14 protein-coding genes are annotated in these 26,492 nt (G+C 51.5%); all 14 read right to left on the bottom strand.

Annotated elements, in window-relative coordinates:
- Positions 1 to 13: 13 nt before the first annotated feature.
- Entirely contained in the window at positions 14 to 1,810 is a 1,797-nt protein-coding gene (locus ACMG4N_RS07615) for a phospholipase D family protein (RefSeq protein WP_414433226.1), read from the bottom strand.
- Positions 1,804 to 3,033 carry a DUF6361 family protein gene (locus tag ACMG4N_RS07610; protein WP_414433225.1) on the bottom strand — a complete coding sequence of 410 codons (1,230 nt, stop codon included), beginning with the start codon at positions 3,031 to 3,033 and terminating at the stop codon, positions 1,804 to 1,806. The genes ACMG4N_RS07615 and ACMG4N_RS07610 overlap by 7 nt, the downstream gene beginning before the upstream one ends.
- The gene (locus ACMG4N_RS07605; protein ID WP_414433224.1) at positions 3,030 to 4,427 is read right to left on the bottom strand and encodes a hypothetical protein; all 1,398 of its coding nucleotides are present in this window, start codon (positions 4,425 to 4,427) and stop codon (positions 3,030 to 3,032) included. Before ACMG4N_RS07605 ends, ACMG4N_RS07610 begins: the two co-directional genes overlap by 4 nt.
- On the bottom strand, positions 4,428 to 9,488 hold the full coding sequence (locus ACMG4N_RS07600) for an AAA domain-containing protein (protein ID WP_414433223.1): 5,061 nt from the start codon (positions 9,486 to 9,488) through the stop codon (positions 4,428 to 4,430).
- A gap of 410 nt (positions 9,489 to 9,898) precedes the next feature.
- A complete protein-coding gene (locus ACMG4N_RS07595) occupies positions 9,899 to 11,971 on the bottom strand; it encodes a 3'-5' exonuclease (protein WP_414433222.1) in 2,073 nt (690 codons plus the stop codon).
- On the bottom strand, positions 11,971 to 14,481 hold the full coding sequence (locus tag ACMG4N_RS07590; protein WP_414433221.1) for a S8 family peptidase: 2,511 nt from the start codon (positions 14,479 to 14,481) through the stop codon (positions 11,971 to 11,973). The genes ACMG4N_RS07595 and ACMG4N_RS07590 overlap by 1 nt, the downstream gene beginning before the upstream one ends.
- Before the next feature lie 18 nt (positions 14,482 to 14,499).
- A complete protein-coding gene (locus ACMG4N_RS07585; protein ID WP_414433220.1) occupies positions 14,500 to 15,498 on the bottom strand; it encodes an AAA family ATPase in 999 nt (332 codons plus the stop codon).
- Between the two features lie 30 nt (positions 15,499 to 15,528).
- Positions 15,529 to 18,381: a site-specific DNA-methyltransferase gene (locus ACMG4N_RS07580; RefSeq protein ID WP_414433219.1), complete on the bottom strand. Its 2,853-nt coding sequence runs from the start codon at positions 18,379 to 18,381 to the stop codon at positions 15,529 to 15,531.
- Between the two features lies 1 nt (position 18,382).
- Positions 18,383 to 21,466 (bottom strand): BPTD_3080 family restriction endonuclease, encoded by a 3,084-nt coding sequence (locus ACMG4N_RS07575; RefSeq protein ID WP_414433218.1) that lies wholly within the window; start codon positions 21,464 to 21,466, stop codon positions 18,383 to 18,385.
- 101 nt (positions 21,467 to 21,567) lie between these two features.
- The gene (mads1, locus tag ACMG4N_RS07570) at positions 21,568 to 21,747 is read right to left on the bottom strand and encodes a methylation-associated defense system helix-turn-helix domain-containing protein MAD1 (protein WP_414433217.1); all 180 of its coding nucleotides are present in this window, start codon (positions 21,745 to 21,747) and stop codon (positions 21,568 to 21,570) included.
- Positions 21,748 to 21,816: 69 nt separating this feature from the next.
- Positions 21,817 to 24,453 (bottom strand): AAA family ATPase, encoded by a 2,637-nt coding sequence (locus ACMG4N_RS07565; protein WP_414433216.1) that lies wholly within the window; start codon positions 24,451 to 24,453, stop codon positions 21,817 to 21,819.
- Entirely contained in the window at positions 24,450 to 25,574 is a 1,125-nt protein-coding gene (locus tag ACMG4N_RS07560) for a metallophosphoesterase family protein (protein ID WP_414433215.1), read from the bottom strand. Before ACMG4N_RS07560 ends, ACMG4N_RS07565 begins: the two co-directional genes overlap by 4 nt.
- A gap of 38 nt (positions 25,575 to 25,612) precedes the next feature.
- On the bottom strand, positions 25,613 to 26,296 hold the full coding sequence (locus tag ACMG4N_RS07555) for a hypothetical protein (RefSeq protein WP_414433214.1): 684 nt from the start codon (positions 26,294 to 26,296) through the stop codon (positions 25,613 to 25,615).
- Between the two features lie 53 nt (positions 26,297 to 26,349).
- Positions 26,350 to 26,484 (bottom strand): hypothetical protein, encoded by a 135-nt coding sequence (locus tag ACMG4N_RS07550; protein ID WP_300348628.1) that lies wholly within the window; start codon positions 26,482 to 26,484, stop codon positions 26,350 to 26,352.
- Between the last annotated feature and the right edge of the window lie 8 nt (positions 26,485 to 26,492).

Genomic DNA, 26,492 nt, shown 5'->3' with positions numbered 1-26,492 from the left:
AAAACCGCCAGTCCTAGCGCTTTTTGGGGGCGAAATGGTGCCACAGTTGATCAAACCGTTCCGGAATGGGCACAGACGTCCCTTCAAGCCGATCGATCATCTTTTGAATTCTCTCAAGCACCTCCGTGTCCCGAGCAGCGGCAAGCATCAACTGCTCAAAAATCGGGGAGTCACCGAACAAGGTGGCCAAGGCTCCCGCCTGACCACTGGCGCCATCAAAGCTAAACCAATCGTTTTTGTCCGGATGTCTTTGCAGGAGAAGACGAATGTAATTCAGAAATTTATCTTCCGTATCCACCAGATGCTCGATAATCCGCCGCTCGCGGTCCGTGCCCGTAGGTAAACGTAGGTCGGTCTGAATAACCAAATGCTCGGTTTCAGCGCTTGCCTGCGAAGTGATTTTCACGGCCAGGAACGCGCTGATCTGGTTTAGATTCAAGTTGTTCCAGCAGATGACGCTGTCGAGAAATCGATTGGACCCACTCAGTGGCAAAAGGCCCACCTCCACCGATAGCCCCTCTGGCAGTTTCGGCATATCATCTATGGAAAGCTCTAACTTAAAAAGTGTGGGATCGCTCTCTGCTTCCCTGGCGGACAATGTCCAATTCGCTTTGATCAGATCAAACGAAAGAACGCGAAACAAATCTCGCTCGCTTTCGCCCTCACTGGCTGGTCGCTCTTCAAACTCGTGCTCCACAAACAGCCCGTTGCCAGGATTATCTTTATCAATCCACTGCTCCAACAACGCGGCCGGCCCAATCAAAGGGCTTTTCCCTGTCAGCCTGACCATTAGCTCAGTATTGCGCGGGTTGGCGCCTGCATTGCCCAGGGCCGCAGCTGTCGCATTTGCAGACCCAAGATGCCAGTGACAGGTTTGCCCTCGCTCCACGACGATCAGTTTTGCGTGAAGATTCTGCCTACCGGTCCCCATCTCCAGACGTTCTTCACCATCAACGACATCCGTATTGATGGAAAAACAGGACCACCCCTCAAGCTTCTCCGGCCCTATCTCATCAAGCTCTTCACCCCGGCTGAATAACCAGTGATTACCCTCTGGCGCTCTTTGAGCCAACTCATCCAAAGCTCCCACGCCACCTACGGAATCCTTCAGAAATGGCGAAACGACCAATATTGAGTCATTAGGGATCAGCATATCCAGTGGCTGGCCATACCTGGGACCACCCGCAAGAATTCTAGGATCTCTAAAATTCTCAGGTGGATGCCAATTGATCCTGCCAAGCTCCTTTCTAATAACCTTGCCAGGCTCAAAGGAAGGAACCTGGAGCAGTAGATCTCTCACCAACTCATCCCACCCCTGGTGGGCGCTGTCAATTGATTCGCGAGAAACCTCACCGTCCAAAGACAAGGCAAGGTCCCAACTTCGATCAAATGTGAGGTTTCGGGAAAGCACGATCAAGCGATAGCGAACCGGACGTTTGGGGGCGGTGTATCGCAGGAGCCAAAACTTCGGATGGAAAGAGGAATAAGCCACATTCCCTGGCATTACCGGCTGAAGCCAGGGCTCTAGCAAAGCAAACAAGCGATTATAGGTGCCTGGTAGCTTTATTTTTCCGGCCTGATAGAACACCTTTAAACGGCCATTCAGCTGACCAACGGCCTCCAAGAGTGCCAGGCGCTCGCCCTGAATTTCGCCTTCCAAGGTATCATGGAAACATAGCGCGACCGGGACGGACAGGAGAGCATCCAGGTCGAGCGTGTAGGTTGCGGCGATGGCAGAATCGAGCTCATACCCCTCGGGAGGCCGCAGCTCCCAGCCATAATCCACTCTTTCGGCTTTGGGGTTCAGCATTCAGCACCCTGGACAATGTCCGCCATGATGATTCGAGCTGTATCCCAACGATAGGACAGCCCACTCATTCCTTGCCACTCTGGCGCTAAACCTGGGTTCTTGAAGAGAATCGAACGACGGCCTTTGTTTCTCTTAGCGCGGCTTTCAACCAGCCTATCCAGACTGCTGACAGGCTGATTCTGAAAAATAGCCTCATGCCACTGCCGCAGAAACTCACGTGAATTCAAATTGATCCGGGCGCCGCCAGCGGTGGCAGCATGCAACCAGTCATCCACACTGGAAGCCGAAAACAGATTTCGATCCCTGATTTCCTCAAGCCATTCGGAAAAAAGCTCCTCACGCTCAGCCACCAACTCATCGTTACCGGATTTCCTCGCAATCAGTGCATTGAACCGGATATGCGCTCCGTATATCGCATCACTGAACTCATTCGCCAGCTCAAGAGTGTGCCTACATTGAGGAGAGACTTCGGCTCTACCCTTCGTCCACGCAACAACCTCGGGGAACGCCAGAGAAGTAGCGGTATCTTCAGCCAGTTCCGGTGCCAAACCATGAATCAGGAACTGGGAGACAACGCTGTTTCGAATGGCAGGGGTATGAGTCAGCTTATCAATGAGAAATCGCGCCTCGGACTCAGATAAATGGATCGCAAGATCCTCCATCCAACCTGACTCAAAGACATCCAGATGTACCACGGAGCGATGCGATATCGCGTCAGAGTCATCGTCCTCATGTCCTGAGGCACGGGACGCCGATTGCGCTTGATTTATCTCCCTGGAAAACTCAGCAAGAGATTTTGCGGTATTCACAACCCCGAACTGGCGGAGACCATTCCAATAAACAGACGAGGGCTTTCGGGCTACGCCCTGTTCACTTTCAACCATTTCCGCGCCGATGATGCCACTCTCAGCCGATCCATGACGCTCCACCAAAACCTTGGCGACCTCGTTTTCCTGCGACTCCAGGTAATCCCTGAGTGATGTCCGGCGTTGAGTCCTGGCATCCAGCTCCATGTAGTCGCGGATAATTCGGGGCACTGTGATGAAATATTTGGCCCGCGTTTGAATGGTCGAGAAGCCGGGAAACAGAAGGTCAGCAAAGGCGTCGCGTATCTGGCCTATTCCTAACTCATCCAAAGTTCCCGACTCCTGCAACATCGCAAGAACCTGCGACACTTTTTCCCTGTCAGTGGATGAAAAATCTACCCAGCCAATACTGCTCATAGCGGTCCCAAATCCCGAGGAGCCCCAGCCTCGGTGTATTCCCCAAGTGCTCCCGCCATCAGAGAATTGACTCGGGCCAAGTCTTGGGCGCTCTGAGAGAAAAATCCAATCGGAACTGGCGCTGGGTATCTCCTTGAGTCTGTGAAGTGATAGAGAACTACAACGAACTTGTCTTTCAAAAGCAGAATCTCGACCGAAGAGAGAAGCTCCGACTCAACAAAGCCAAAGAGCCTTTTTCCGGCCTCCGCATTCTCGCGCCGGGCAATGCTCTTCGCACGCTTGTCCCGATCATCCGGTAATGGCACATAAACCTTGAAACCATTTATGCCAGATTTGTGCTTTGAGAACAGTTCATAAACCTCAGAAAGCGCCTGTCCATGCCGTTCACATTTACCCCACAGTTCGTGGCAAGAAGGCGCCAACCAAATAAATTCGGCTTTCTCAGTCTTCTCTGACATCAGGGCTGATTTCAGCTTTTCGAAAATATCCTGCCAATTGCGCTTCAGCTGCAAAGAACCATACAGGCGCCGCCTCTCAGATTCCGTGCCATGACCCTGCAGTTCATCAATGGCCAGCGATGCCAACCTGCTCGCGTTCAACCCCTCATCCTGAATCAGCCTAAGGGTGAACTCATCTTCAAGCAGATCGGCGACTTTCGAAATTTGATTGATATTGTTGGAGCCGCAGGCAGAACTGAGCGCCTCGGTCCTGGCTCGAATATAAGTCTCAGATTCGGGCAGGCCATCTCGGTCCTCAAACTCGAACTGATAAGTTGCAGCATTTAGCGACAGGACTTCCGGAACCTTCTCCACAAAGTCCTTTCTTTTGCTGCAGTCACTGAATTTGTAAATTTCAGGCGTACCTCCTTGAGGCGCTCCTTTCACCAGATGACCTTTCTTGTAAATGTCGTGAATATTCCTCTGGAAGGATTCTTTTGCAAGCCTCTGAGATTCAGCGACTTGTTCCTGGTCAACTTTCAGCCTCAAGGTTCGACTATCTCGGCCAGACTTGGAATTGTTTCCGAGGTAACTGAAGGTCAAAAGGTCAAAGCAAAAAGGTTTCCGATAATTCGCGATCGATTCGCGCATTGGCGAGGTATCGGTATCAGCGAATAGAGCATGCCCTTTAGCTGTAAGGCCGAGTTTTCCATCTTTCCGATACTCCACTTCTCCGGAACTAAAGAAGCCCGTAAGCGCATGATCAAGCTCTTTGCGTGAGAACCCAAAAAAGTGCGCAACCTCCTGTGGAAGGAAATCCGCCACGTGGAGCAGTTTGAGTAAAAAATCGGGAACGAAAGGCAGACTGCCCCGCTCTACGAGAGAATACTCAATCATATAAAGCTGAGATGGCACGGCGACATCAAGCTCGAAAAGAGGGATATTACCAGTGGACATTTATTTGCCTCCTTTCTGTTTGGACGCGGGAAGAATATTGAAACTTCCCTCACCCTGACGATCGCGAATGTAAGCTGCTACCTTTCCAAGGCCATAGTGACTGTTCTTGCCACTCCAGACTCTCATGTCCCCGACAATAACCAGCCTTTCCATTGCCCGAGACATAGCAACGTTGACGCGGTTGTCTGACCTCAGGAACCCCGGTGTTCTCTCGGGATCTGACCTGATCAAAGACAGAATGATGATACGGTTTTCCTTCCCCTGGTAACTATCAACGGTGTCTATTTTTACTGTCTCCCTGAAATCATCACGCCAGTTCTGGGCCGCAAACTTTCTTTTCAGGAAGCGCTTCTGCTCTGAATACATGCAGATCACACCAATCGTCGGTTCTTTTTCATCTGAGACCGTATCGAGCAACCCTTTACAGAAAACATCGTCGCTCTCAATCTTCTTCAAAAGACTGATGATTTCGTCAGCTTCCGCTTCATTAAACTTACTCTTGTTCCCCTTAGAGTACGCTTTCTCGCCGAGCACACCGGTGTCCAGCCAGGTCACCTCACTTTTTATCGGTAAAGGCGCGCGGGAAAAGCATTCGGGTATGCGACGGTCACCTGTTTCTAGCCTTCCTCCATAGAAGACAGTGGAAACCAAGCCGCCAATCGCTTTATTCATCCGATACTGCATAGTGAGGGTAGCGCCAATGCGTTTCCCATAAGACGACTCAAAGGAACGTTCGAAGTCGCTACGCATGATAAAGTCCAGCTCGTCAGACTTGGGTGCAACACCGAATTCCCGGGCAATACCAAGCTTGTGATCATCCTGATAAGTGGGTGGCAGCTGTCGATGGTCGCCTACTAACAGAATGCGTTTCCCAACTTGCATGGCAACCGCCAATTCACTGGAAGACGAGCGCGCTGCTTCATCAATGATGACCCAATCAAAAGGTGTTTTGTTCAAAGCCAGATGGCTCTGCCCCATCCCGACGCATGTACCGCACACCAAGGTACGAGAACGAACCAGAAACTCATCATAGTTGGAGCTTTTGCTCTCCAAGCGCTCCAGCATCTCTTCAGAAACCCGTATCAATGAGAGACATCGCCTGAGCTCATGAGGCCTTGCTCCGAATTCATTGCAGACGGATTCGTGCAGCTCCAGCAGAAGTTTCTGATATCCCCCTTCCTCGGGAAGGGGTTTGGAGAACAGCTCCTCCAAGGCCCCGGAAAGGATAGAACGGTAGGCCTCGCGCTCGGTCTTCATATCCCTCTGCATCTTGGAATCTAATTCCGTCGACTCCAGATCTTTATCCAGCCTTTCAATCTCATTGATAGGATGCCGGATGCGCTTCTCAACGATCAGCAACTTCTCAATAAAATCCGGATTTACCTGAAGGGATCTGGCTAATGAGGTCAATCGATGAGTCTGTTCTGCCTCAAATAGGGCTTTCCTCTGATTCACCAACGCGCTGGAATAAACATCTTTCAGGCCATCGGAAACCGCTTGATCACTGTTGCTGAAACGGACAACGTCCAGATCAGTATCAAGCTTCCGGCAATGAGACCTTATTCGCTCTACCGCGGTGTTTACCGCCTCGTGAGATTGAGAAACCAACAAAATATTGCTCACATTTTCCCGGCTGACCAGGTAGTGGCAAAACGCTGCAATGAACTCTGTCTTCCCAGTCCCTGGGGGACCTTGCAGAAGACCCACAGGGCCATAAGTGATCAGTTTCTTGAAAGCTTCTTTCTGAGCTGTGTTGAGACCAATCACTTTGCCCGCTTCTCGGTCCTCTCGCTGGTATAGCTCGAAATCTTTGTCTGACGGTTCCTCCGAGAGTTTTACGGGCTCCCTGTCGGAGTTTTCCTCAAAATAAGCGGTGAGATCGGGAATGACCGATAGCTGATCGAGCACGCGTGTAACAGCTCTTTTCCTCCGATCGAGTGACGTTTTATTCTGGGTACTCATCAGATAAAGCGTTTCGTCCGGCTTTACGGATCGAGTCTTGGCCTTATTCTCAACAACAATTTCTTTCCCCGAGCTCTTACGAACATCGACGTAGCCAAGATAGGAGGTCTTGTCGTCATTTTTTCGAACCAGCCGAACCTCATCATCCTTATCAAAGCTTTCGAGAACAGCTCCCTCTGATGAGTAAGGAATACGTATGGATGAGTGATCTCTGGTTGGGGAGGGCTCATCAGAAACCTCTATGGACGGCAGTCCTTCAGTCTCCGTATCGATGATGGTTTTCCATAAACGATTAACTGGGATATCACGCTTTCGAACCTTGTGCGAGGCTTCGCGCGGCTCCTCCTCATGTCCCTGGGAGAAGTCCTGTTTCTCAGTTTCCGTTGTTTTAACACCAGGCTGTGTGGCGGCGCCATGTTCCTCACGAGTTTGATTTTCAATGGACGACTGCTGTACGTCGTCCACTAACGCGAGGAAATCCCCATTACCAGCAAAAAATTGGTTGAGCCCCGAGCAGTCATCGTGACCGTTCTGAGTGAGTTCTAACGCACAATCAATTCTGTACTGGGCACTATTTCTATCCCGCCCCCAAATCTCGTCCTGCTTGTTCAAGAACAACACGCGTCCAAATTTCCGCTCTGAAGGATCGTAGGTGCAGAGAAAATTTCCTCCAATGCCGCTGAATTTTACCGTCAGCATCCGTGACCGCTTACGGTCAGGCTCTACGGTCACCAACAACTCCCCATTATCTGGCAGTATCGTTAGCGGCTCGCTTACCCTTGATGTTTTAATAGAAATTATGGTCCGCTGAACCTTGGGCTCTCTTTCCCTTTGGATCGCGTCGATAAATCGATCAAGAGAAATAAATCCTGCCTGGCTCTCTTGCTCCAGATTGATCAGATCCCGAAGGCTTTGAAGGTCGTCTTCACTGCCGACATCCCACTCCATACCAAGCAATTCTGCGGACATACGCATGACAGCGAAGTTGTCACGCTCATACGGAGACGCATGTTCCCAAGCCGGGCTATACCGAGAGTTTTTTGTCTCGTCCGAATCGATTGCCAGGTCTGGGAAGTCGAAAAGATAAATAAACGCTGAATCTTCAGGCTCTGCAGGCAGCACGACTTTCACGTTATCTGGGTGCAAATCACCATGAGCGATGTCTTGTTCATGTAGGAACGAGATTTGATCACAAAGCCTCTCAATCACTTGGAAGCGCACGTCTTGGTCCAAGTCTGTCAGTTCTGACCAGTGAACTCCCTCAATCAATTGCGAGACCACGAAAGGCTCATCGCGCTTTGCGAGTCCGAACTCATCAATCTTGGGAATGAAGCCCAGTTTTAACTTTTGAAGCCGCTCTACAGTCGTGAGAAATGCAAGGAGCCTTGGTCCGGATCCCAGGTCATCCCCACCAAGATCAAAACCTGGCCATGTCTTTACAACATCGGAGCCTGAGCGATAAACCTCCTTGAGGGGATTATCAACATATTCCTCCTCCATTGGATACACTCGCTCAACACGGAGCGCAGGCTGTCGAAACCTGTCCAACGTACTGTCGTCAAACCTGAAGATTTCGGCATTAGACGGCTGACCTTGGTTCAAAGCGCCGAGTAAGCTTCCAGCATCCGCGTAGCGCTCACTCGGCATCTTCTGAATCGCTCGCAAAATTACAGGGGCATACCATTCTTCACAGTGTTGCACGTCGCCAACAACCCTCTCTAATAGGCTACTGTCAGCCTTGTGAGGAATGTTTTGGGCTTTAACCAAATGCCAGAGCAGTATCCCGAGAGCAAACACATCACGGGTATAAGGAGTAGCTAATTCAATGTCGGAGCCGCTATCCTCAGGTAACTCGATAGCCCCAATGCTCAATTCCTTCCGCTGCTCCCCCACTGTGCCGGCCGGCTGGTAATAGGCTGCGACAAAGTTCGAAAGTGTTATTGCGTTCGACGGGGACAACCAAACACTGTGATCGCCTACGTCCCTGTGGGCGACCTTCGCGCCATGCATCCTCGCAAACTGAGAGACGAGAACCTTGCCTACGTTCAGCCGCTCCTGGATTGAGTAGCCAACTACATGGCTGTTGATAAAAGCATTGAAACGCAAGTGGCCGGTTGGTAGCTCGAACCTCTCGCAAAATTGGCGGGTCATATCATCCTGCGAAGGATTAGACATCGGGCGGAGACAGTTCTTATACAGTTCGGGTTCGATTAGACGAATCTGAGTCAGAACCTCCTGTTCTCTAGAGATTATTCTGTATCGACCTTGAGGTGTTTTAGGTTGGTTGCCGGAGAGCTTGTTAAAATCCCAAAGGCGAAGCAGTCCTCGATCGGACTTGTTCTGGTCATTCACTGCCTCGTACTCGGTGTACGCACCCGCTGGATGGGAGAAGATTTTCTCCTTAGCCCGATAGCCATCCACCACAAGGTCACACTCTTGAACATTGGATTCATCAAAGAGCTGATCAAATACGCCAAGGTAATTATTAAGGCCCTGTTGATCAGGATGAGGACGAAACGTTTTGTTGAATCGTTTCTCATCCGCGAGTTTCAGGAAATCATCCAGTGATAGAACAAAGTCTTTTTCGTTATCTGAAATTCCGGAGAAATCGCAGTTACCGGACATAACAACCCGGTATTCGATTCGCGGCACCTTTTTCCCGGGCAGTTGATGGCGAATTCGATCAATTTTGTTTTTCAGGAGAAAGAACTTGTTTCTTGTTGTGCTGACGGGAGAGCGGCCCCTATCATTTCCATTCTGAAGCCAGCGGTCGCCCAAGCTTGTTATGGTTCCGTGCCATTGTTTCAGCTCGACAACGAGGATGTTCTTGTGAGTAATAATAACCAGATCAAACTCACCGTCCTTGCCTTTGGAGTCTGAAAACCTAAACCCCGCGTAGCCCTTCCAGGGCCAAATCCCGGGCTGAGGCTTGCTTCCTACCAAACTGCTGAGCTGTTGTGCCATGGCAGTTTGGTTTTGTTTTGATTTTCGCTCGGCCATCGACGGTGGTGCACTCTTCTCATCAAATGCCGCCTCCATTTTGCTGATGGCATTCAATTCGTGAATGAGGAGACCTCCGTCCCAAAGCTTGACCTCCATTTACTACTCCCGCTCCTACGGCATTGCCGCACTTCATAAAAAGACCGGTCAAGGAGCCCTGAAAAAGGTTTCCTTACCATCCAGATAGAAAAACTCGTCAACCCAACACTTCTACAAACTCAGCAATTGCCAAAACCTGGCTCTCCTCATCGAGCTCAAGAGTCGTCCGATTCCCTTTAGCGCGGAGTTTGGCAAGAAAAATAAACGCGTGACTGGAAAACGCTGCAACATAATCGAAGTAACTGTGGTCGATAACGCAGGTAAGTGGACCTGAATGTTTGATTAATCGGTACTGCGCAGCACTCTCCCCTGAGTACTGCGTTCATTTTATATAAAACCCTTTATTTTTCGAAAGAAATATCTCAGTCCAGCCAATACTCAAACCGATCACCTAAAATAATAAACCTTCTTTACTGCCTCAAATCATCTAAGAATTCTGAAGCTGAAGATGCACTGGATATCAGCAAGTGATCCCTAGCCCTTGTACACGCGACATAAAGCAAATGCCTCTCGGTCTCGTATACCTCTTCTAGATCTGCATTGTCAGTAATCGATTCGATACGTTGCTGGGAAGGAATCACTTCGTCATCACAGGCCATAACAACGACAGCTCTAAACTCTAACCCTTTAGCTAGGTGCATAGTGCTAACTGTTACTTTCCCCGTAACCGTCTCCATCTTTTCGTCCAGAACCTTATAAGGGAGGCCGGCCGATTCTACGGCTCGCCTTGCACGATGAAGCTCTAATTCGGAACGAACAAACACCCCTATCTCGTGAGCACTTACATCATCTTCAGCCAAGGATCCTAACCACTGACCCACAAAACTGATTTCTTCGTCTTCGGAATTGAACACACGAACATCTGGGTCTGGCCCGTTGAACACTGACACCGTACCCCTTCTATCATCAACATTTCCATCAATATCAGTCACTTCTGGGCCAAGAAGTTGATCTGCTTGTTTTCTAATCTGATGGGATGTCCGGTAATTAATTCTTAGTGTATGAGATCGCCCTCGAATATCCACGCCCAGCGATTTCCAGGAAAATGGCGCCTGAAAAATACGCTGCCCCAGATCACCCGCGAAAAACAAACTATTTTGGCGGTCAGCACCAAGAGCAGCTAGAAATCGTAGCTGGGCCACACTAATATCCTGAGCTTCATCAACTACAGCCACATCGTATGGCGGGTGAGCACGGGAAGAAACCTTATTAGCGAGCTCACTAAAGAGCTGCGACCGAGTGATAAAACCATGCTTATTAAGGTGATTTTTTACGCCAGCGAAAACCTGCCACAAAAGCTTACGTTGCGCCTCAGGAAGGCGGGTTCTACGGCCAAGACGCTTAATTTTCAGATATTCTTCAAGAGAATCAACTTGCCAAGCATCAACGACTTCCTCCCATTCACCCAGCAAGAAACGCTGACCAAACTTCAACCCCTCAATGCCTGCACTATGCTCAACAAGCAAGCCTTTAATTTCTTTTCTATCAGCAATTCTTGCAGAACCGAAATGAGAGCCATACAAACGCTCCCCGACAGCATCAAGAGCAGCAACTTCCAGCCTTTCTCCCAGCCTGGGTTCATTGCTAACCAAGCAGCGTAATTTATTTTGCAATGCATTAGCCAGTGTATCGGAGAATGTTGTCAACAGTACTCGATACTCAGGATTCTGCTTCGCCAGATTAACTGCCCGATGTAAGGCAACAATAGTTTTTCCCGTGCCTGCAGAGCCCGACACCCGGGCCGGACCGTTATACTCCCTCTCAGCAATTTGTCTCTGTGCTGGATGCAGAAAAACTGTCCATTTATCCCACGGGAACTCTAATGCTCTCGCCAACTCATCCGCATCAGTCATAACGCGGAAGCGACGCTGGGCATCAGGATGCTCAAAGGGATCGCCACCTTCAGCAGCAATTACCGGAAGCACCGGTTTTCCGCCTGTCGCTAATTCCAGCAAGGCTTCTGAAGCTTCACCAGGCAAATGATCTGCAATCTGCAGAAGACTATCCTCATCAGCTGAGCGCACATCGTCTAGCCAGTCTTCAGGGACACCGTAGGAAAGTAATGTACTGTCCTCAATTCCAGCAAATACTGGCTGCTTATCTACAGTTACAGCATCCTTTTGAACATAGTTTGGAATCACAACCTCGTGTACGGTTTCACGGATCTCGACCAGCTGCGCTGCACCTGTTTTGGGGTGTGTTTGCAACTTACGGCGCTCAGCCCATTGATATGCCTTGTCATGATGATCGACATAACACAAAAGCAGGCTATTAGCCGTTTTATGCACAATCAGGCGGATATCACGACTCACTCGTACCGACCAAAAATTGGGATCTTTAGCCCTATCCAGCTTATGAAAGCTCATACCTGGGCTGGCCGGATTCATTTGCAAATCAAAAGCTGTAGTTTTTACCTGCTTTTGCTCTTCGCCTGTCAGCCTAGCCAGACTGTTCGTAAACGTATCAGCGATACGAAAGTTCATTAGCTCGTCACCTCAATCGGTACAGCAACTTGATTGGCCACTGCTGTATAGAGATCAACATCGACTTCGGGAGCGCTAATAGAAACGACCAATGCATAACGTACAGGATCGTTGTAGCGCTCTTGCGCCGGCCGAGTCTTCCACCACCCCAATGCAGGATAAATTGCCATAACACCACGGCTGGCCAGATCTGCCGCTGTGCCCTGCCATATATCAGAATGTAACGAGCCTTTATGTCGCCCCTGTTTCCCAATTACCCAGCCAGGATCATTCCCCCCTGTTCGAGTCTGTTCTTCTTCATCCCTGGCCGCAGCATTAATGCGAGCACGAAAATCGGACTCAGACTCAAGGGCTCGCTTCACCTCAAACCGTAACCCGTGCGATTCGTAACGGTAACGAGACGTTACCCCCCGAGCAGAGGGGTTTGGCTCAATGAAGTAAGACAGCGTGACCCGCATTTCAACAGGTGTTTCCCCCAGCGCTTGCAGCTCCTCCAAAGGCCAAGGGAAACGATGTAGATTCATATCCCTCAACTTCGGCTCCTTTCCCTTTTCACGAGCAAAAGGGTTCAATGTGCTTTCGCAAACCATTGTCAGGGAATTTGTAACGCTCCAAAGCGCACGATTTAGGCTGGGCATTCCGAAACCGCAGTGGCGGACCAAATTACCCATTTGGGCTTTCGTTGGCTGACCTGCAGGAGACAAGAATGCTTGCCGCATTGCAGGTGTCCATTCTGCAGAATGCACAATCAATGCTCGAATGGTCTCAGGCCATAGGGTTGGGTATTCGGCCATTAGTTGCGCAGCCATCTTCGCCGCCAGGGCACAGGCTGCACTCGTCGCATTAGTCGTAGTAAACAAGCAATCTGCAGGCTTAAAATTTGTTGTCAGCAAGCTGAGGCTCGGCATCCACGAGGCGCCCAGAGCATTTGTGGCCGCATTTCCTCCCTCAAACACCACATCCGGTTTCAGCGGCCAGTGTGCTTGCCAGGTCTGCGAAGTCGTACTGAAGGGACTCAGCCCTCCGTGAGGCGCAATCGGCTGGTAATCCTGGGCATCAGGCTCAGTAATGTTCACTAACTCAGTAGCCGCACCAACGGTAAGCGCATTCCAGGCTTGAGCGGGATCATGTATGCCATCCGTGCTGTTGCTGTCGGGATACTCAGCCCATGCATTAGGGTCAGTGACATTACCTGCCGAGAGCACAAATAATCGCGGCGTCTCACCTTGACCTTCCGCATCAGATGCCAATCGATCAATCGTGGCTGACCATGCAGAAGGACGGCCACGATCACGATTATCCCGTGCCGTCACAGCCATGCTGAAAACTCGTGAACGTCGAGGCTCGACAATTTCTGGGCGCGCGACAGCCTCTAAAGTCATGTACCCATGATGTTTAGGGTCGGCCCCGTTTGCGCCATTTTCGGGGATCAGTTTGACTGACTCTAGTCTATGCCCCACATGTATCGGATTCGCAGAGGCTAGCTGTACAGTCAAGTCACCGATCAGGGCCAGCCCAGCCATACCAGTACCATGTCCATCGCCATCATCTAACCCCCAAGCTGGTTCCACACTATGGAGATCAGCATTATCAAGTGCCATTTCAAGCAATGGATGCCCGTGATTCACACCAGTATCGAACAAGCAGACATGTGGTACGTCATCACCTACGCTTGGTAGTGTCAGCCTGCTGAGCATTTCATCTAGCCAGGCTGGCTGCTCACCCGGAGGCAAAGAATCAAAGAAATCGGCAGTTTCCTTAGCGCGGCGAAGCTCAGCGATACTATTCAGCGCCATAACTGATTGTTTCATCTGCCCAACGGAGCCATAGGCCACAAGCACCGTGCGCTCAGGGAATTGCAACTCACCAGCTGGAATCCGGAACCCCAGCTCCCCAGCAATCTGGCGGAACTGCTGTAACACCCCTGCCCGATCGCCTCGCACAGGAAGCCACACTTCCCACCAGATATTTTCATCATCTGAATGCGGCAAAGAACTAGGATCATCAGTCCACAAGGCCTCAAGGCTCGCCATGCGAATTTCCGAAATAGCGTTAAGCAGCTTGCTATTCTTGGGACCACTCTTTTTGTCTTTGGATTCATCCAGGTAATCGGCAATCAGGTTCTCAAAGCGCGCCAGCTTACCTTCAGGAACAAAGACAGTCGCATAGGTACGAGCGCTCTCATCGTCATGGCGCACATTGCGCAATTCGATGCCTGAGCGCTCCCGAGCAAGGGACTCAAAAGCCAGCTCGATATCAGGAAAACTCCCAAACTCGATCTGTAGACCGAACCCTTCCTCCAATCCGACTTTCTGCTGCTCAATTTTTGCCGCTTCGACTTGGGGAGCTAACTGTCTAACCTGGTTTAACAATGCAGCGCCATGCGTCTGCCTGTCTTGCACAGGCAGAGCTCCCCCTCCACCACCGCGTGGCGGAGAGGAAAAAGGCTCTGTTTTGCCATTATTCTGAAGAAGAAAATGTCGCTTGCGATCCCCGCCGTTCTCTGCCATCTAACATCCTTATTATGACTACTTTTTTATTCGAAGGCGTTCCACCTGGCTATGCCGCTCTTGCAACGCGTAGCCGATATCCTTTTCAGCGATAGTCGCCCTATCTTCAATCAAGGCAGATTTCATCGCCTCATCTGAGGCGCGGGTGATCTCGGCATAACTTAACCCCATTGCTTTGCTCGCCAAACGCTTCCAAGAAACTCCCTTGGCAGCCATACGGCCGAGACGAGCTTTCAACACACTCGCAATATGTTCCTCGTCGGGCAATTCGTAATGAAGAAGATCATCAAAACGACGAAACAAGGCGTTATCGAGAATATCAGGATGATTAGTGGCCCCAACGATTAGGCTATGGGATGCATCCTGCTCAATCATTTGCAGAAAGCTATTTAAAATGCGTCGGATCTCACCAACGTCATTCGCCAAACCTCTCTGAGAGCCGATTGAGTCAAATTCATCAAAAAAGTAAACGCCGCGGGCTTGCTCGGTGGATTCAAATATTTGCCGCAGCTTCGCCGCCGTCTCCCCCATAAATTTGGTCATCAAACCATCAAGGCGAACCTGGAACAGCGGCAAACCCAGCTCCCCCGCCAAAACCGATGCTGTCATGGTTTTACCCGTACCAGGCGGCCCCATGAGCAACAGTTTTCGCCGGGGCTGCAGGCCATGGGCGAGAATATTAGCTGCATGGCGCTGCTCACGGATGATACGGCTAAGCTGCTGATCAAGCTCATCACTTAAGACCATATCGCCCAAACGGGATTTCGGGTAGCTAACCGATAACAGATTAGCCAGCTCGCCACGAGGACGGCCGATAGGCACCGGCTTGTCTATGCCCGACTCAGCCCCCCTTCGCAGCTTGGCCTGATCGACAAGAGTCCGTAACTCTTTCGCCAGCTTTCCGTGGCCGACCTTCGCCTCATGGGCTGCGAGCTGCATGGCCACCGAATAAAAACGCTCGTCATCACCGTCCAGGTGCGACTTCAACAGCGCTTTGAGTTGCTCAGCACTGGCCATGGTGGTTTCTCCTAGCGGTGAATACAGCCATCATACTCTAAACACCTTCATTACCTCATCCCCCAAGTGATTAATCACTTTCACGGCAATCCGCCCGGAATGGGGCTTTTTAAAGGGCCTAGAGATATCACTGTTAAGTGTCTCCCAAGCCTCAGTATTGATTTCGACCTTGAGTGTCGTCTTGAGAGATTTGTAGGGATCATTAGCACCTAGGAAATAGGCCTGGCGAACGAAAAAAGACTCCTCGTTGTAGTCGGTATCGATAAACCAGCAGGCAATACCGTCGGCAGAGTCGCTGATGACTTCGCCGGTTTGCGGTTTGAATATGTCGACGCCGTTGACTTTGACTTGGATTTGATTGTTTTCAGCATCCAGAATATCAATATCCGGCTCACCGAAGATAACGAAAAGGTTGCCTTTGCCAGTGTTCTTGAGGTCATCCGCCATATGCAGATCAGCGTTCATGCGGGCTTTGAGCACAGGAATGCGGCCAAGTTTTTCGAATTCTGTGGTGTGTGCTTCGTAGTTGAAAGCACAGGCAATCAGGACATCGAAGTCGGCGTCGGCGGCTTCGCGGGCCGCCTGAACTAGGTCCGGGCGGGAGACCGTGCCGAATTCCGGACCGATGAAGATCGCCGCGCGTTTCTCTGCGCCGCCCTCCTCTCCGCCGTCGAAGTACCTGCCTTCAGCGCACACCAGCTCTCCAGGCCAAGGACTGAGGGCGGTAAAGTCAATTTTGTCGTCTTTATGGGCTTGTTGCACCCCGGAGGTTTTGAGGTTTTCAAGAATTATCTGAACGAAATCTCGGCCATCAGAGTAGCCACCGTCATGTTCGGCTACATCATTGGGATCGATAAGCTCATCATTCTCATCTACGCCTAATACGCGGTGCGGCGAGAGACTCTCCACCGTAAAAGGGCCAGCAACACGGACTTTCTTCTTGTCCTCGTAGGGCTTGTCGTAGAGGAATTCATGGTCGGCTTTGGCGGCGATGGAAGCATCGATTTCCTGCTGGCGAGCGATGCGGGCTCTCCACCAGTCGGCGTGGAGCTTCTTGGCGGACTCCGGCCAATCTTCATCCGCCTCACGAGGAATCTCCCAGTCTTCCCACTTCTGGCTCAGGGCTTGATTCAACTGCTCGCGCAAAGGTTCCACTGTTTCTTGAAACTTATCCCAGATCACGTCGATTTCAGCATTATTGACGATAGATTTAAGAGTGATATGCGGCACACGCTCATAGACAAAACCGTGATTGATATGCCCACGCGCGGGCTGACTGGAAAGAGTGCTGCGGGTAATTTCAGCTTCCTTTAATTGCCCTTCTGCACTATCTGCGAGAAGATAATAGGGATAGCGAGCCCCCATAATACGGCCGCGAGCCAAAGCCAGGGAAACCCGGGAAGTATCGATAGTAACCCAGCGCCGGCCCCATTTTTCCGAAACCGCCGCAGTGGTTCCCGAACCACAGGTAGGATCAAGAATTAGATCACCAGGATCTGAAGCCATCATAATGCATCTTTCTACAACTCTCGTAGAAGTTTGAACAACATATAGTTTTCCAGACACACCGGTATCATCCCAGAAGTTGGCAATATGAGTTCCAGGAAAATCCTCCAGATATCGACGATACCTTAAGGTTTTATCTCCTTGCTTAATTCGGTCAGCCTTTCTGAGCCGTGACAAGCCTGACGCATTGGTTTTCCAATTCGTCCTTTTAAATACTTTACCCTGAAAATCAAAAGCAACCGTAGTAGCATCACTTGAACTATCGGAATTTAATGATGTTAATTGATAAAAACGCGCCCCTGATTTCTCAAGGCTTTTCAATGACTGTAGATCTTCCTTTTCTGACTTTACCAATGACCTTTCCGTTAAGTCATCAAATCTTACCTGATCATAGCGCATCCCTGTTCCATGTCCCTCTCCTATCATTTTTCTACTAATTAACCCTCTGTATTTCATTGAGTTTAGTGACTTGGCGAACCAAATTATGTAATCGAAAACAGAATCTATGTACTTCGCACCCATCCCCCCTGTCTTCTTGACACAAATCAGTGATACAAAGTTCTCTTCTCCAAAAACCTCCTCCAACAGTGCTCGTACACGATGTACATTTTCGTCCCCAATTTGTACAAAAATTGATCCTGAATCGGTCAAAAGGTCGCGAGCAACGGTTATCCTATCGCGCAAATAAGTCAGGTATGAGTGGATGCCATCACGCCAAGTATCTCGGAAAGCTTTGACCTGCTCGGGCTCACGTGTGATGTGTTCCGATTTCCCGTCTGTAACTTTATTAGTGGTGGTAGACCACTGAAAGTTAGAATTAAATTTAATGCCATAGGGAGGATCAAAATAGATACACTGCACCTTACCGCGCAGTCCTTCCCGCTCCGCCAAGCTAGCCATAACCTGCAATGAATCACCGAGGATCATGCGGTTGGTCCAGTGCGCATCGTGTTGGTAGAACTCAGTTTTGGCCCCCTCGTCGGGCAGGCCATTAAAGTCTGCAAAGAGGTCCGCCATGGCACCGGCTTGCTCGGCTTCTTCCTCTTTCTCAGCGGCTTCAGTTCGGCGACGCAGATCGTCGATCAGCACCTTGGGATGAACCTTTTCCTGGATATAGAGCGGCGGCGCATTGACCACCAGGTCCGACCAGTCCTGTTGGTCTTTGCCGCGCCAGACGAGCTGGGGATCCAAATCCCTGTTGCGGCTTTCCTTTTCCTCTTCCAGCACTTCGCTGCCGCGCGGGTAGTTCACTTTTACAGGCGCCTGGTCATCTTTTTTCATCACGGACTGGTATTCCGCCGTGGGGATATTCTTTCGCGTTGCGTCATCATGAGTGAGAGCTTCAATGCTCTTGGGTGTTTTAGGTTTTCTCGCCATGTTATTTGTCCTGCTCACTTGATGCTGCCGAAGCGGCAGTGATCATCTTATTAAATTCAGCTTCAACCTTGTCAGCGAAGTCATCCTGCATCTGGAAAACGTCTGTGAATTCAGAAAAATCCCAGCGGCCATAGACATCAAGGTTGTTAACACCAGGAACCCAATAGGCATCCATCGTAGACTTTTTCTCTTTGGCATCTTCACCACGATAGCCCTTAATCTCGACAACCAAATTCAAAGGGTCTTTCACACCACCCCCATCATCGACCTGAACGATGAAATCTGGCCTATATTTTCGGTTTTCCGAGGCGTAGCGATAAGGCACCTCTAGCCCTAAGTTATGGTTTTTCACATAAGACATGACTTTCGGGTGAGCTTCCGCCACACGACAAAATTCAGCTTCCCAATCACTATCGAGAATCACCCAATTGAGCTGGCAACGACGGCCGTCGGTTTCATAACGCTCCGTCTTTGAGGTTGTGAAGTTAACATTGGCGGTAGTGCCTGTGGGATTGTAGGGGTCCAGCACGGCCTTGATTGGCCGCTTACCTTGCTCTGCTCGAGTAATGGCAGCAGTAATACGGTCGCAGGCTACATCAGCTAATGCCTGGTACATGAGCAAACCTGGGTAGGTATCCCCCTTACACACAAGGCAAGAATCCAGCCACTGCTTGGTTATTCGCTTAAGTTGCCCGAAAAGGTGCAGCTTGGGCTCCTCCCCAGGATCACGCCATTTGGTGTAAAGAAGCCGCTGAGTCAGATGAAACAGCAAGGTAGATGGGCGCATGTCGCGGATATGCTCCAGGCTTAAATCCACCGCTTCACCAATAATTCCAGAGTTCTTTGTAATTGATGGGCCAACAATCGCCGGAGTGAGCTCAAATACCGAGTCATTATTAAACTGAGCCATCAAGCGATCTTCTGGCAGCTCAACCCGATAACCCGCTACACGAGGAAACTGGATTTCCAAGTCCTCGCGTTCCGGCAATACTGCTTTCACCTGTATGGTTTCTCGTGGCGGCTGTGGAGGAGCAATCACTGGCTTAGCAGTGAAATCGAATGGAATGCCGAGCACATCGGCATACTCCACACCAAAGAAACCCTCTTCGTTTAGGTCGTAGGACTGGCGCCGCAGTGCACGGCCGATCACTTGCTCACACAACAACTGGGTGCCAAAAGCACGCACCCCTAGCACGTGCGTGACGGTATTCGCGTCCCACCCTTCAGTAAGCATTGAAACCGAGACCACACAACGGACGGATTCACCCAATTGCCCTTGCTTGCCTACGGTATTCATCACCTCGCGCAGCAAGGTCGCATCATCAATGTCCTTGCCAGAACGAATCTGATTGGCCAGATCGCCACCGCGTTCTAGGGCTTCACGCTTGAAGCGTTCAATTTCATCGCTGGCCAGATTTCGAAAGTTTTTGTCCAGGGCATCGCCTGACTCAAGCTGCTCACTATCGATCAGCAGTGTATTAGGTCGAGCGAGAGGGGTGTCATGCTCATCATAGTTACGGAATAACTCCAAGCGACCATTTACAACATTAGATGAGCCATCTTCATTTTCACGGATAAACCCTGAAATGTAATCGTATACCAGCTTTGACGTAGCGGTATTGTTACAAACCACGATGAAGCAAGGAGGAACCTTGATACCAGCCTGCTTCCAAAGTTCATACGTTTTTTCGTAGTGGCCGTAGAGGGCCTGCAGAGCGGTTTGCAGCTCGACAGGGATACTGAGTGGATCGAGCAGAGCCCCTTTACCTCGCCCTTTCTTGGGCATTTTTTTACCAATGTGCTCCCAAAGATTCCGAAACATTGGCATTTCATTGCCGGGGATATTCTCGGCCACAGGAACACGAGGGAGCTTGACGATGCCACATTCGATGGCGTCCATCAGCGAGAAATCGCTCATAGTCCAGGGAAACAACGTCCCCTCGACATAACCAGATCCGCTAAGAAAAAACGGTGTTGCAGAAAGATCAAAAACCCGGCTAACACCCAGTTTACGGTTAATTGCCTCAATACCACTTATCCATAAACGCGCTGCTTCTTTGTTCTTTTCAGCTTCTTTTTTTTCGTCTCCCTTTAATGGATCCTCATCGTTGCTGTCGGGCTTCTCTCGATAGCAGTGGTGGGCTTCGTCATTGATTACGAGGATGTTTTTCAGCCCCATCAACTCCGGCATCACCCGCTGCAGCATCTGCCCTTCGGTTTCCAAAGTATCGAGCTCTTCCCCACCTCTTCCCTGCAGCAACAGACGGCCACCTTTGGAAAGTTCCATGCGCTCGCGTAACTTAAAGGCATGGTAGTTGGTAATCACTATCTTGGCTTTTCCCAAATCCTCCATCATGTCAGTGGGCACAAGCTCACGGCTTTTGTAGTAACTCTCTGGATCGTTGGGAAGTAGTACTCGTAGACGATCTCGAATAGTGATACCTGGCGCCACCAACAGAAAGCCACGAGTAAACTTTTTACTATTAGGTTTACGTACAGCATTTACTGTTTGCCAGGCGATAAGCATGGCCATTACTGTGGTTTTACCAGCCCCTGTAGCAAGTTTAAGCGCCAAACGCATCAATTCGGGATTGGCCTCCCTGTTGGCGTTTTCCAAATGCTCAAGAAACCTCTGGCCAGCTTTGCCTATTTGGGGAGCGACTTCCGTTAGCCAGATAGCCGTTTCGACAGCTTCGACCTGACAAAAGAAAGGCCGAATACCGGAAAAATCATGATGCCTCCAGTGCTGGAGAAGGCGAGCGGTTTCAGGAGTTACCCGCCAATCGGCGGGGTTAGGGATACGCCGCCACTTATCGACTTCTACACGGACAGCGTTAATCACTGCCGTGTGATCGTATTGCTGCTCTTCTGATGACAGGCCCAGGCCTTCGTCAAAAGCCATGGCAGCCTGCTCGCCCGACCCCTTACGTTTTTTGGGCTTTGGAATAGGGGTAATAAATTCCGCCCTACGGCGCTTTTCGATTATTTGCTGGGTTGGCTGACCAGATTTATCCAGCTCCCAGTGTCGTCCGGGATAATCATAGGGAGAGTTGAGAATTGGCTTCTCAAAGAAAGCGTCCGTCATTTTGTTATCTGTCCTGTATTCTGCTTGTCCTGGCTTCAGACTCCGGGTGCTCCAGAGACCCAATGTTGTCTTACAACGAGAAACGCGTTGTGTCGCGTCTACTATTGCCTATCGACCTTCTGCGCCTCGATCCAGTGGACAATATCTTCCTGCCTGAACCGCCAGCTCCCTCCAACTTTGAAACCAGGCAACTTACCCTCTGCTGCCAACCGATAAGCCGTTTTCTCTGCCACCTTCAGGTAGCTGGCAACCTCCTTCAAGGTCCATATTTCATCGGCCATGCTTTCACTTCTCCATACTGAAGAGGTGAGAATAGGGGAAAATTGGGGAATCGTGTACCCCAATGGGCATCACAACCGAAGTCCCTCAACATCCCTCGCCACCACCCCCAGATCCCGCCAGTTATCCGGGTGACAGGTAAACAGCAGGATTTGATGGCGCTGGGCGGCGTCGTAGAGCACGCGCTTCATGGCCTTGAGGCGCTCGGCATCGCTGTGGACCAGGGCATCATCCAGGATGATCAGGGTTGGCTTGTTGGCTTCCTGCAGGAGATCGGCATAGGCCAGCCGGCTGATCAGGGCCATTTGTTCCCTTGCGCCGAAACTCAACTCATTAAACTGCCCACGCTCTTCCCCACCGTGGCCCTGGCGGACCAAGACTTCCGGGATGAGGTTTTCATCCACATTGAGGGAGGCTTCCGGGAACAGGAGGCGCAAGTAGTGATTCAGGTGTTTTTGCAGGGGCGCCTGGAGTTGGCGCGTCAGCTCCAGGCGGTGCGCAGTCAGGCTGGCAAGCAGCAGGTCCAGGGCATTGGCGCGGCGTTCCAGCTCGCGTTTGCGGCGGGCAGCCCGGTCCAGGACGGTTTCCAATTCTGCGCTTTGCTCTTCCATGCCTTCTGCGCCGGCGGATTCAAGGCGAGCCTGAATCTGAATTAGCTCTCGCTGACGTTCATCTTCCTGCTTTTCTGCAGCATCTGCACTTTGAGTGAGACGCCTCACGTCCTGCTCAAGCGCTTCCGGGTTGGCCTCATTGATCTGCGCTTCCCGCTTTTCAATCTGGTCGCTCAGGTGGCGCTCTTTCGTTCGCAGTTCCGTCAGCTGTTCGCCCGCCTGCTTTTCGCGCTGTTTGCGATCTGCGACCTGCAGGTCATTGCTGAGTCGATCCCATTCTTGCCGGGCACGATTTTGGGCCTGCTCCGCCAGCAGCAGGTCACTCTTCAGTGTTTGATGGGCTTCTTCTGCCTCCTCAAGCACCTCTTTGGCTGATTCCAGCTGAGCCTCGGCCCGGGAGGGTGACAGGCTACTCTCGTCTTGTTCAGGCAAGGCCTGAATTTGAGGGACGAGCGCATCTTTACGCGCCTGCTTCAGCTGCAGCCGATCAGAGAGTGATTCCAGCCCTTCCGGCGCCAGCTCCTTGAGAAGAGATTCATCTTGCTGGATAGCTTGTTCCAGTGTCTGCAGCTGCTTGAGTCGCTCTTCGGCCTCAGCGAGGGAGGCAACTTGCAAGCGAGACAGCAGACTCTCCTGCTCATCCGTCAGGCTCTGCTTGGCTCTGGCGATCTCGGCCACATCCTCACCGCCCGGCAGCACGCGCAGGGTGCCAATCCCTTTAATGGCCACTTCACCGGGCTCGATCAGCAAATGCTCGCTCTTCCCTGCCTGGCTCTTCCCGTCCAGAGTGACGCTGTGGTCATCGGTCAGGTCGAATTCCAGCCGGGTTGCCACGGCATCCTGCTGAATGGCCAGACGGTCCAGTTCAGCGACGACTTCCTTTAGACGCTGAATGGTTTGCGGGTCAATCTGACTGGATTGCTGCTTTTGACGGTTTTCCAAAAGCGAAGCATGCAGCGCTTTTGTCCTTTCGAGTTTGCTCTTGTCATTAACCAGTTCGCCCTCAATGCCTTCCAGCTCGCGGACCAGATCCGCCCGTTGCTGGTGCTGCTGGGCCAGCTTTAAGGCCTTGCGAGCGGCCTCGTGGGCCCGCTTTGCCTCTTCGAGAGCCGCTTCACTGGCGGGCTTGCGTTCCTCAAGGTTCGCTTGCTGTTGCTCTGCGACTTCCTTCTCTTGCTGCCGCCGCTCCAGATCCTGCTGCTGGCTCTGGAACCCGGCCAGCAAATCGAGGGTGGCCTGGATACTGGTTTGGCAGTCTTTAAACGCCTGCTGGTCCCGATCCTGCTCTTTCTGCCAGGAAGCGACCTCATTCAATCGGGCTTCTGCTTCTTTGGCTTGCTGACGGTAGCTCTCCCAAAGGCGCTCTGTTTCGGCCTGGGACTGCTCTTCTCTCAGCTGGCCCAGCCGATCTACCTGCTGGCGGTATTGCTGGATGCGATCCTGCAGTGCGTCAAACTGCTCCTGCAACGTGTCCGCGTCGGCAATGGCTTTGGCATAGTTGCCCGTGGCTTTGCCGGTTGTGGTCAGCAGCTTGGCTCTCTCTGCTGTCACCTGGTTGATCAGCTCATCGCCCGTGCTGCTGGTGACTTCGCCCAGGTTACCGCCAAGGGCGGCTTTCAGGTGCTGGCCGGCATGCTCTACCGGGGCCTGGATTTCCTGGCCGGCGCCTTGCTCAACCCACAGCAGACCAGGGATTCCCCAGTGCTGCTGCTTGCTTGCCCCTTTCGCTGCGAATTCATAGCCCAGCAGACTGGAAAGCTTTTCTTCGGCGTCATCGCCACTATAGGGCGCACCATCTACGGTCAGGTCACAGCGCTTCTTTTTGAGGAAGCTCTTCACCAGTTTCCAAGACTGCTCCTCCCATTCGAAGTCCAGCTCCACGGTGGGCACGGCTGCCGAGTCACCCCAGGGCTGCAGATCCTCCACGCTGGAGGATTTATGGCGCTCGAAGAAGGCAGCACGAATGGCACGCACCAGGGTGCTTTTGCCGGATTCATTGGGGCCGGTAAACAGGTTGATACCGGGCTCAAGGCCCTTAATTTCCACGGGTTTACGGAACTGGCGGAGCTGTTCGACCTTGAGGCGTAGCAGCTTCATGCATCACCTCCCTGGGCCTGTTTCTCCAGCAACATGGAGGCGAGGATGGCCATGGCATCTCTGGCCACTTCACCGCCCTCACCCTCCTGCTGGTCACGGAGTTCGGCAATCACGTCTCCCACATAGCCATCGGCATGAAGGGCGGCGATATCGTCTTCCGTGGGCTGTAAGCTCAGGCCTGAAAGGTCATAACCCAGGCTGCGGAAACGGGCTTCCGCTACTGACAGGGCGCGCTCCAGCTGCTGTTTGCCCAGCAGGCTGATTTCGCCCTCCAAACGGAGTTCGACCACAGCCTGTTCAGGCTGCCCCTCAATCCTGGCTATCAACTGCTCCAGATCGGATGAGACTGCCAGTCGCTCTTTCATCTGGATCCAGGGATGCTGACCGATCGACCGAATTTCTACCTGAGGCTCTGCGCCAACCTCAGGGATCTGGACCAGCAATACATTGCCGGGGTCATTCCCTTTAAAGCGATCTTGCTCTGGAGTGCCGCTATACCAGGTGCGAGAATTGATCTGTTTGGTACCGTGCCAGTCACCTAAAGCAAGAAAATCCAACTTTGCTGATTGATAACGCTCCGGGGAAATCGGATTGGTGGCATTCTCGTCTTCCGCCAAAATGCCTTGCACACTCCCGTGCGCCAAGCCGATACGCAACAAGCCGTCTGTCGTCTCGGCATGATCAAACCACTCCGTCAGATCAGACATGGTATGCCGCTGAGTCAGAGGCGCCGGCAAAATGGCAAAGCCAGCGTCACCGAATTCCATCACCTCAGCCGTGAGGGCCAAGTGGGCATTGGCGGGAACCGCCTCCAGCCGCTGCGCACGCGTCCAGACGCTTTCGGCCAGAGCCGCATCGTGGTTGCCGGAAATAAGAATCCAGGGGCCAGAATAAGCGGCCATGGCATTGAACAGCCGGCGAATGGTGCGATCTGAAACCGTCTGGGCATCAAATACATCCCCCGCCACCAGGACGGCATCGACAGTTTCTTCGGTCGCCAAACCCGCGATGCGTTCAATGACGGAAATACGAGCCTCGGCCAACGCCACCGCATCATCCGGTGCAAAGCTGGCGTACTGGCGGCCTATCTGCCAGTCAGCGGTGTGAAGAAATCGAGGCATTGTGGTTCCTGTTGTAAATTCTGCTTAGCAGCCGATGATTATGCCCAGCGATCTCTAAGTGTCGCGATTTTGGCATCACCGCGAAGCGGTCTGCCATCTGGGCCACACAATGCAACGGAGCCTTCAGGCAACCCGAACAACTCTTCAATAGTTGACCGGATGGTATCTACGCGAGCATTGGAGCGAGCAGCCCTTACGCGACCGACTGTCGTTGATGACACGCCAGTGTCGTCGCGTTTATCTACCTGGACTTCCTGATCACGGCCATCTCCAAACAGCTCATCTTCAAGCAGGATGTCGACGTCATCCAAATCTTTATCTGGCACCTCACCGATGCTGATCCAGGTGTTCAATTCATCGGGAATCCATAGGTTACCATCTTCAATATGCATTTCAGGCTGGGTCATATCCGACCGAATGGAGTCAGAGAACTTTGCTCTGGATCCCGGCACTTTGTTCAATTCTTCCAGCAACAGCTCAAGCAGCTTGTCATTGCCTTTCACGCCAATAAAGGCCGACCAGGTGGGCTCATGGAAATTGACACTTTCTGTACAGTACGAATATACGGTGAGCACACCTGAGTAGCCTGTTGCAAGCAACGCCTCTGCCGCCTGCTTCAAATACCGGTAGTAGCCGTGGTCCAGACTATCCTGGTCCACCTCAATGGTTGCCATTGTCCCGGTCTGAAAAGACAGGTTTTCCTTGGGGATACTCGTCGTCATCCTGGCCTCGCTTTGTTGTTTTAGTTGTTTGATGGAATGACCGGATAACTCGCCTAGCCCCAAAGGGTATTCGGGCTATCCATCATAATTTCGATCACCACTGACACCAGTTCGCCCATGATATTCACACTGTCGCGTATCTGGTCGCGGTTGACGCTGCTGTTACAGGTGGCGCCGCCGAATTCCATGAATCCAG

Origin of the sequence: Alcanivorax sp. IL2 (assembly GCF_047495475.1) — a bacterium.
GTDB lineage: Bacteria > Pseudomonadota > Gammaproteobacteria > Pseudomonadales > Alcanivoracaceae > Alcanivorax.
Note: the sequence above shows the minus strand (reverse complement) of the source record. Positions and strands in the feature narration are given on the sequence as shown.

Coding starts and splice junctions, on each gene's coding strand:
- ACMG4N_RS07600 (WP_414433223.1), bottom strand. CDS start 9,488: ATGGAGGTCAAGCTTTGGGACGGAGGTCTCCTCATTCACGAATTGAAT.
- ACMG4N_RS07560 (WP_414433215.1), bottom strand. CDS start 25,574: ATGCCTCGATTTCTTCACACCGCTGACTGGCAGATAGGCCGCCAGTAC.
- ACMG4N_RS07585 (WP_414433220.1), bottom strand. CDS start 15,498: ATGGCCAGTGCTGAGCAACTCAAAGCGCTGTTGAAGTCGCACCTGGAC.
- ACMG4N_RS07580 (WP_414433219.1), bottom strand. CDS start 18,381: ATGGCGAGAAAACCTAAAACACCCAAGAGCATTGAAGCTCTCACTCAT.
- ACMG4N_RS07590 (WP_414433221.1), bottom strand. CDS start 14,481: ATGGCAGAGAACGGCGGGGATCGCAAGCGACATTTTCTTCTTCAGAAT.
- ACMG4N_RS07610 (WP_414433225.1), bottom strand. CDS start 3,033: ATGAGCAGTATTGGCTGGGTAGATTTTTCATCCACTGACAGGGAAAAA.
- ACMG4N_RS07565 (WP_414433216.1), bottom strand. CDS start 24,453: ATGAAGCTGCTACGCCTCAAGGTCGAACAGCTCCGCCAGTTCCGTAAA.
- ACMG4N_RS07595 (WP_414433222.1), bottom strand. CDS start 11,971: ATGAACTTTCGTATCGCTGATACGTTTACGAACAGTCTGGCTAGGCTG.
- ACMG4N_RS07575 (WP_414433218.1), bottom strand. CDS start 21,466: ATGACGGACGCTTTCTTTGAGAAGCCAATTCTCAACTCTCCCTATGAT.
- mads1 (WP_414433217.1), bottom strand. CDS start 21,747: ATGGCCGATGAAATATGGACCTTGAAGGAGGTTGCCAGCTACCTGAAG.
- ACMG4N_RS07605 (WP_414433224.1), bottom strand. CDS start 4,427: ATGTCCACTGGTAATATCCCTCTTTTCGAGCTTGATGTCGCCGTGCCA.
- ACMG4N_RS07555 (WP_414433214.1), bottom strand. CDS start 26,296: ATGACGACGAGTATCCCCAAGGAAAACCTGTCTTTTCAGACCGGGACA.
- ACMG4N_RS07550 (WP_300348628.1), bottom strand. CDS start 26,484: ATGGAATTCGGCGGCGCCACCTGTAACAGCAGCGTCAACCGCGACCAG.
- ACMG4N_RS07615 (WP_414433226.1), bottom strand. CDS start 1,810: ATGCTGAACCCCAAAGCCGAAAGAGTGGATTATGGCTGGGAGCTGCGG.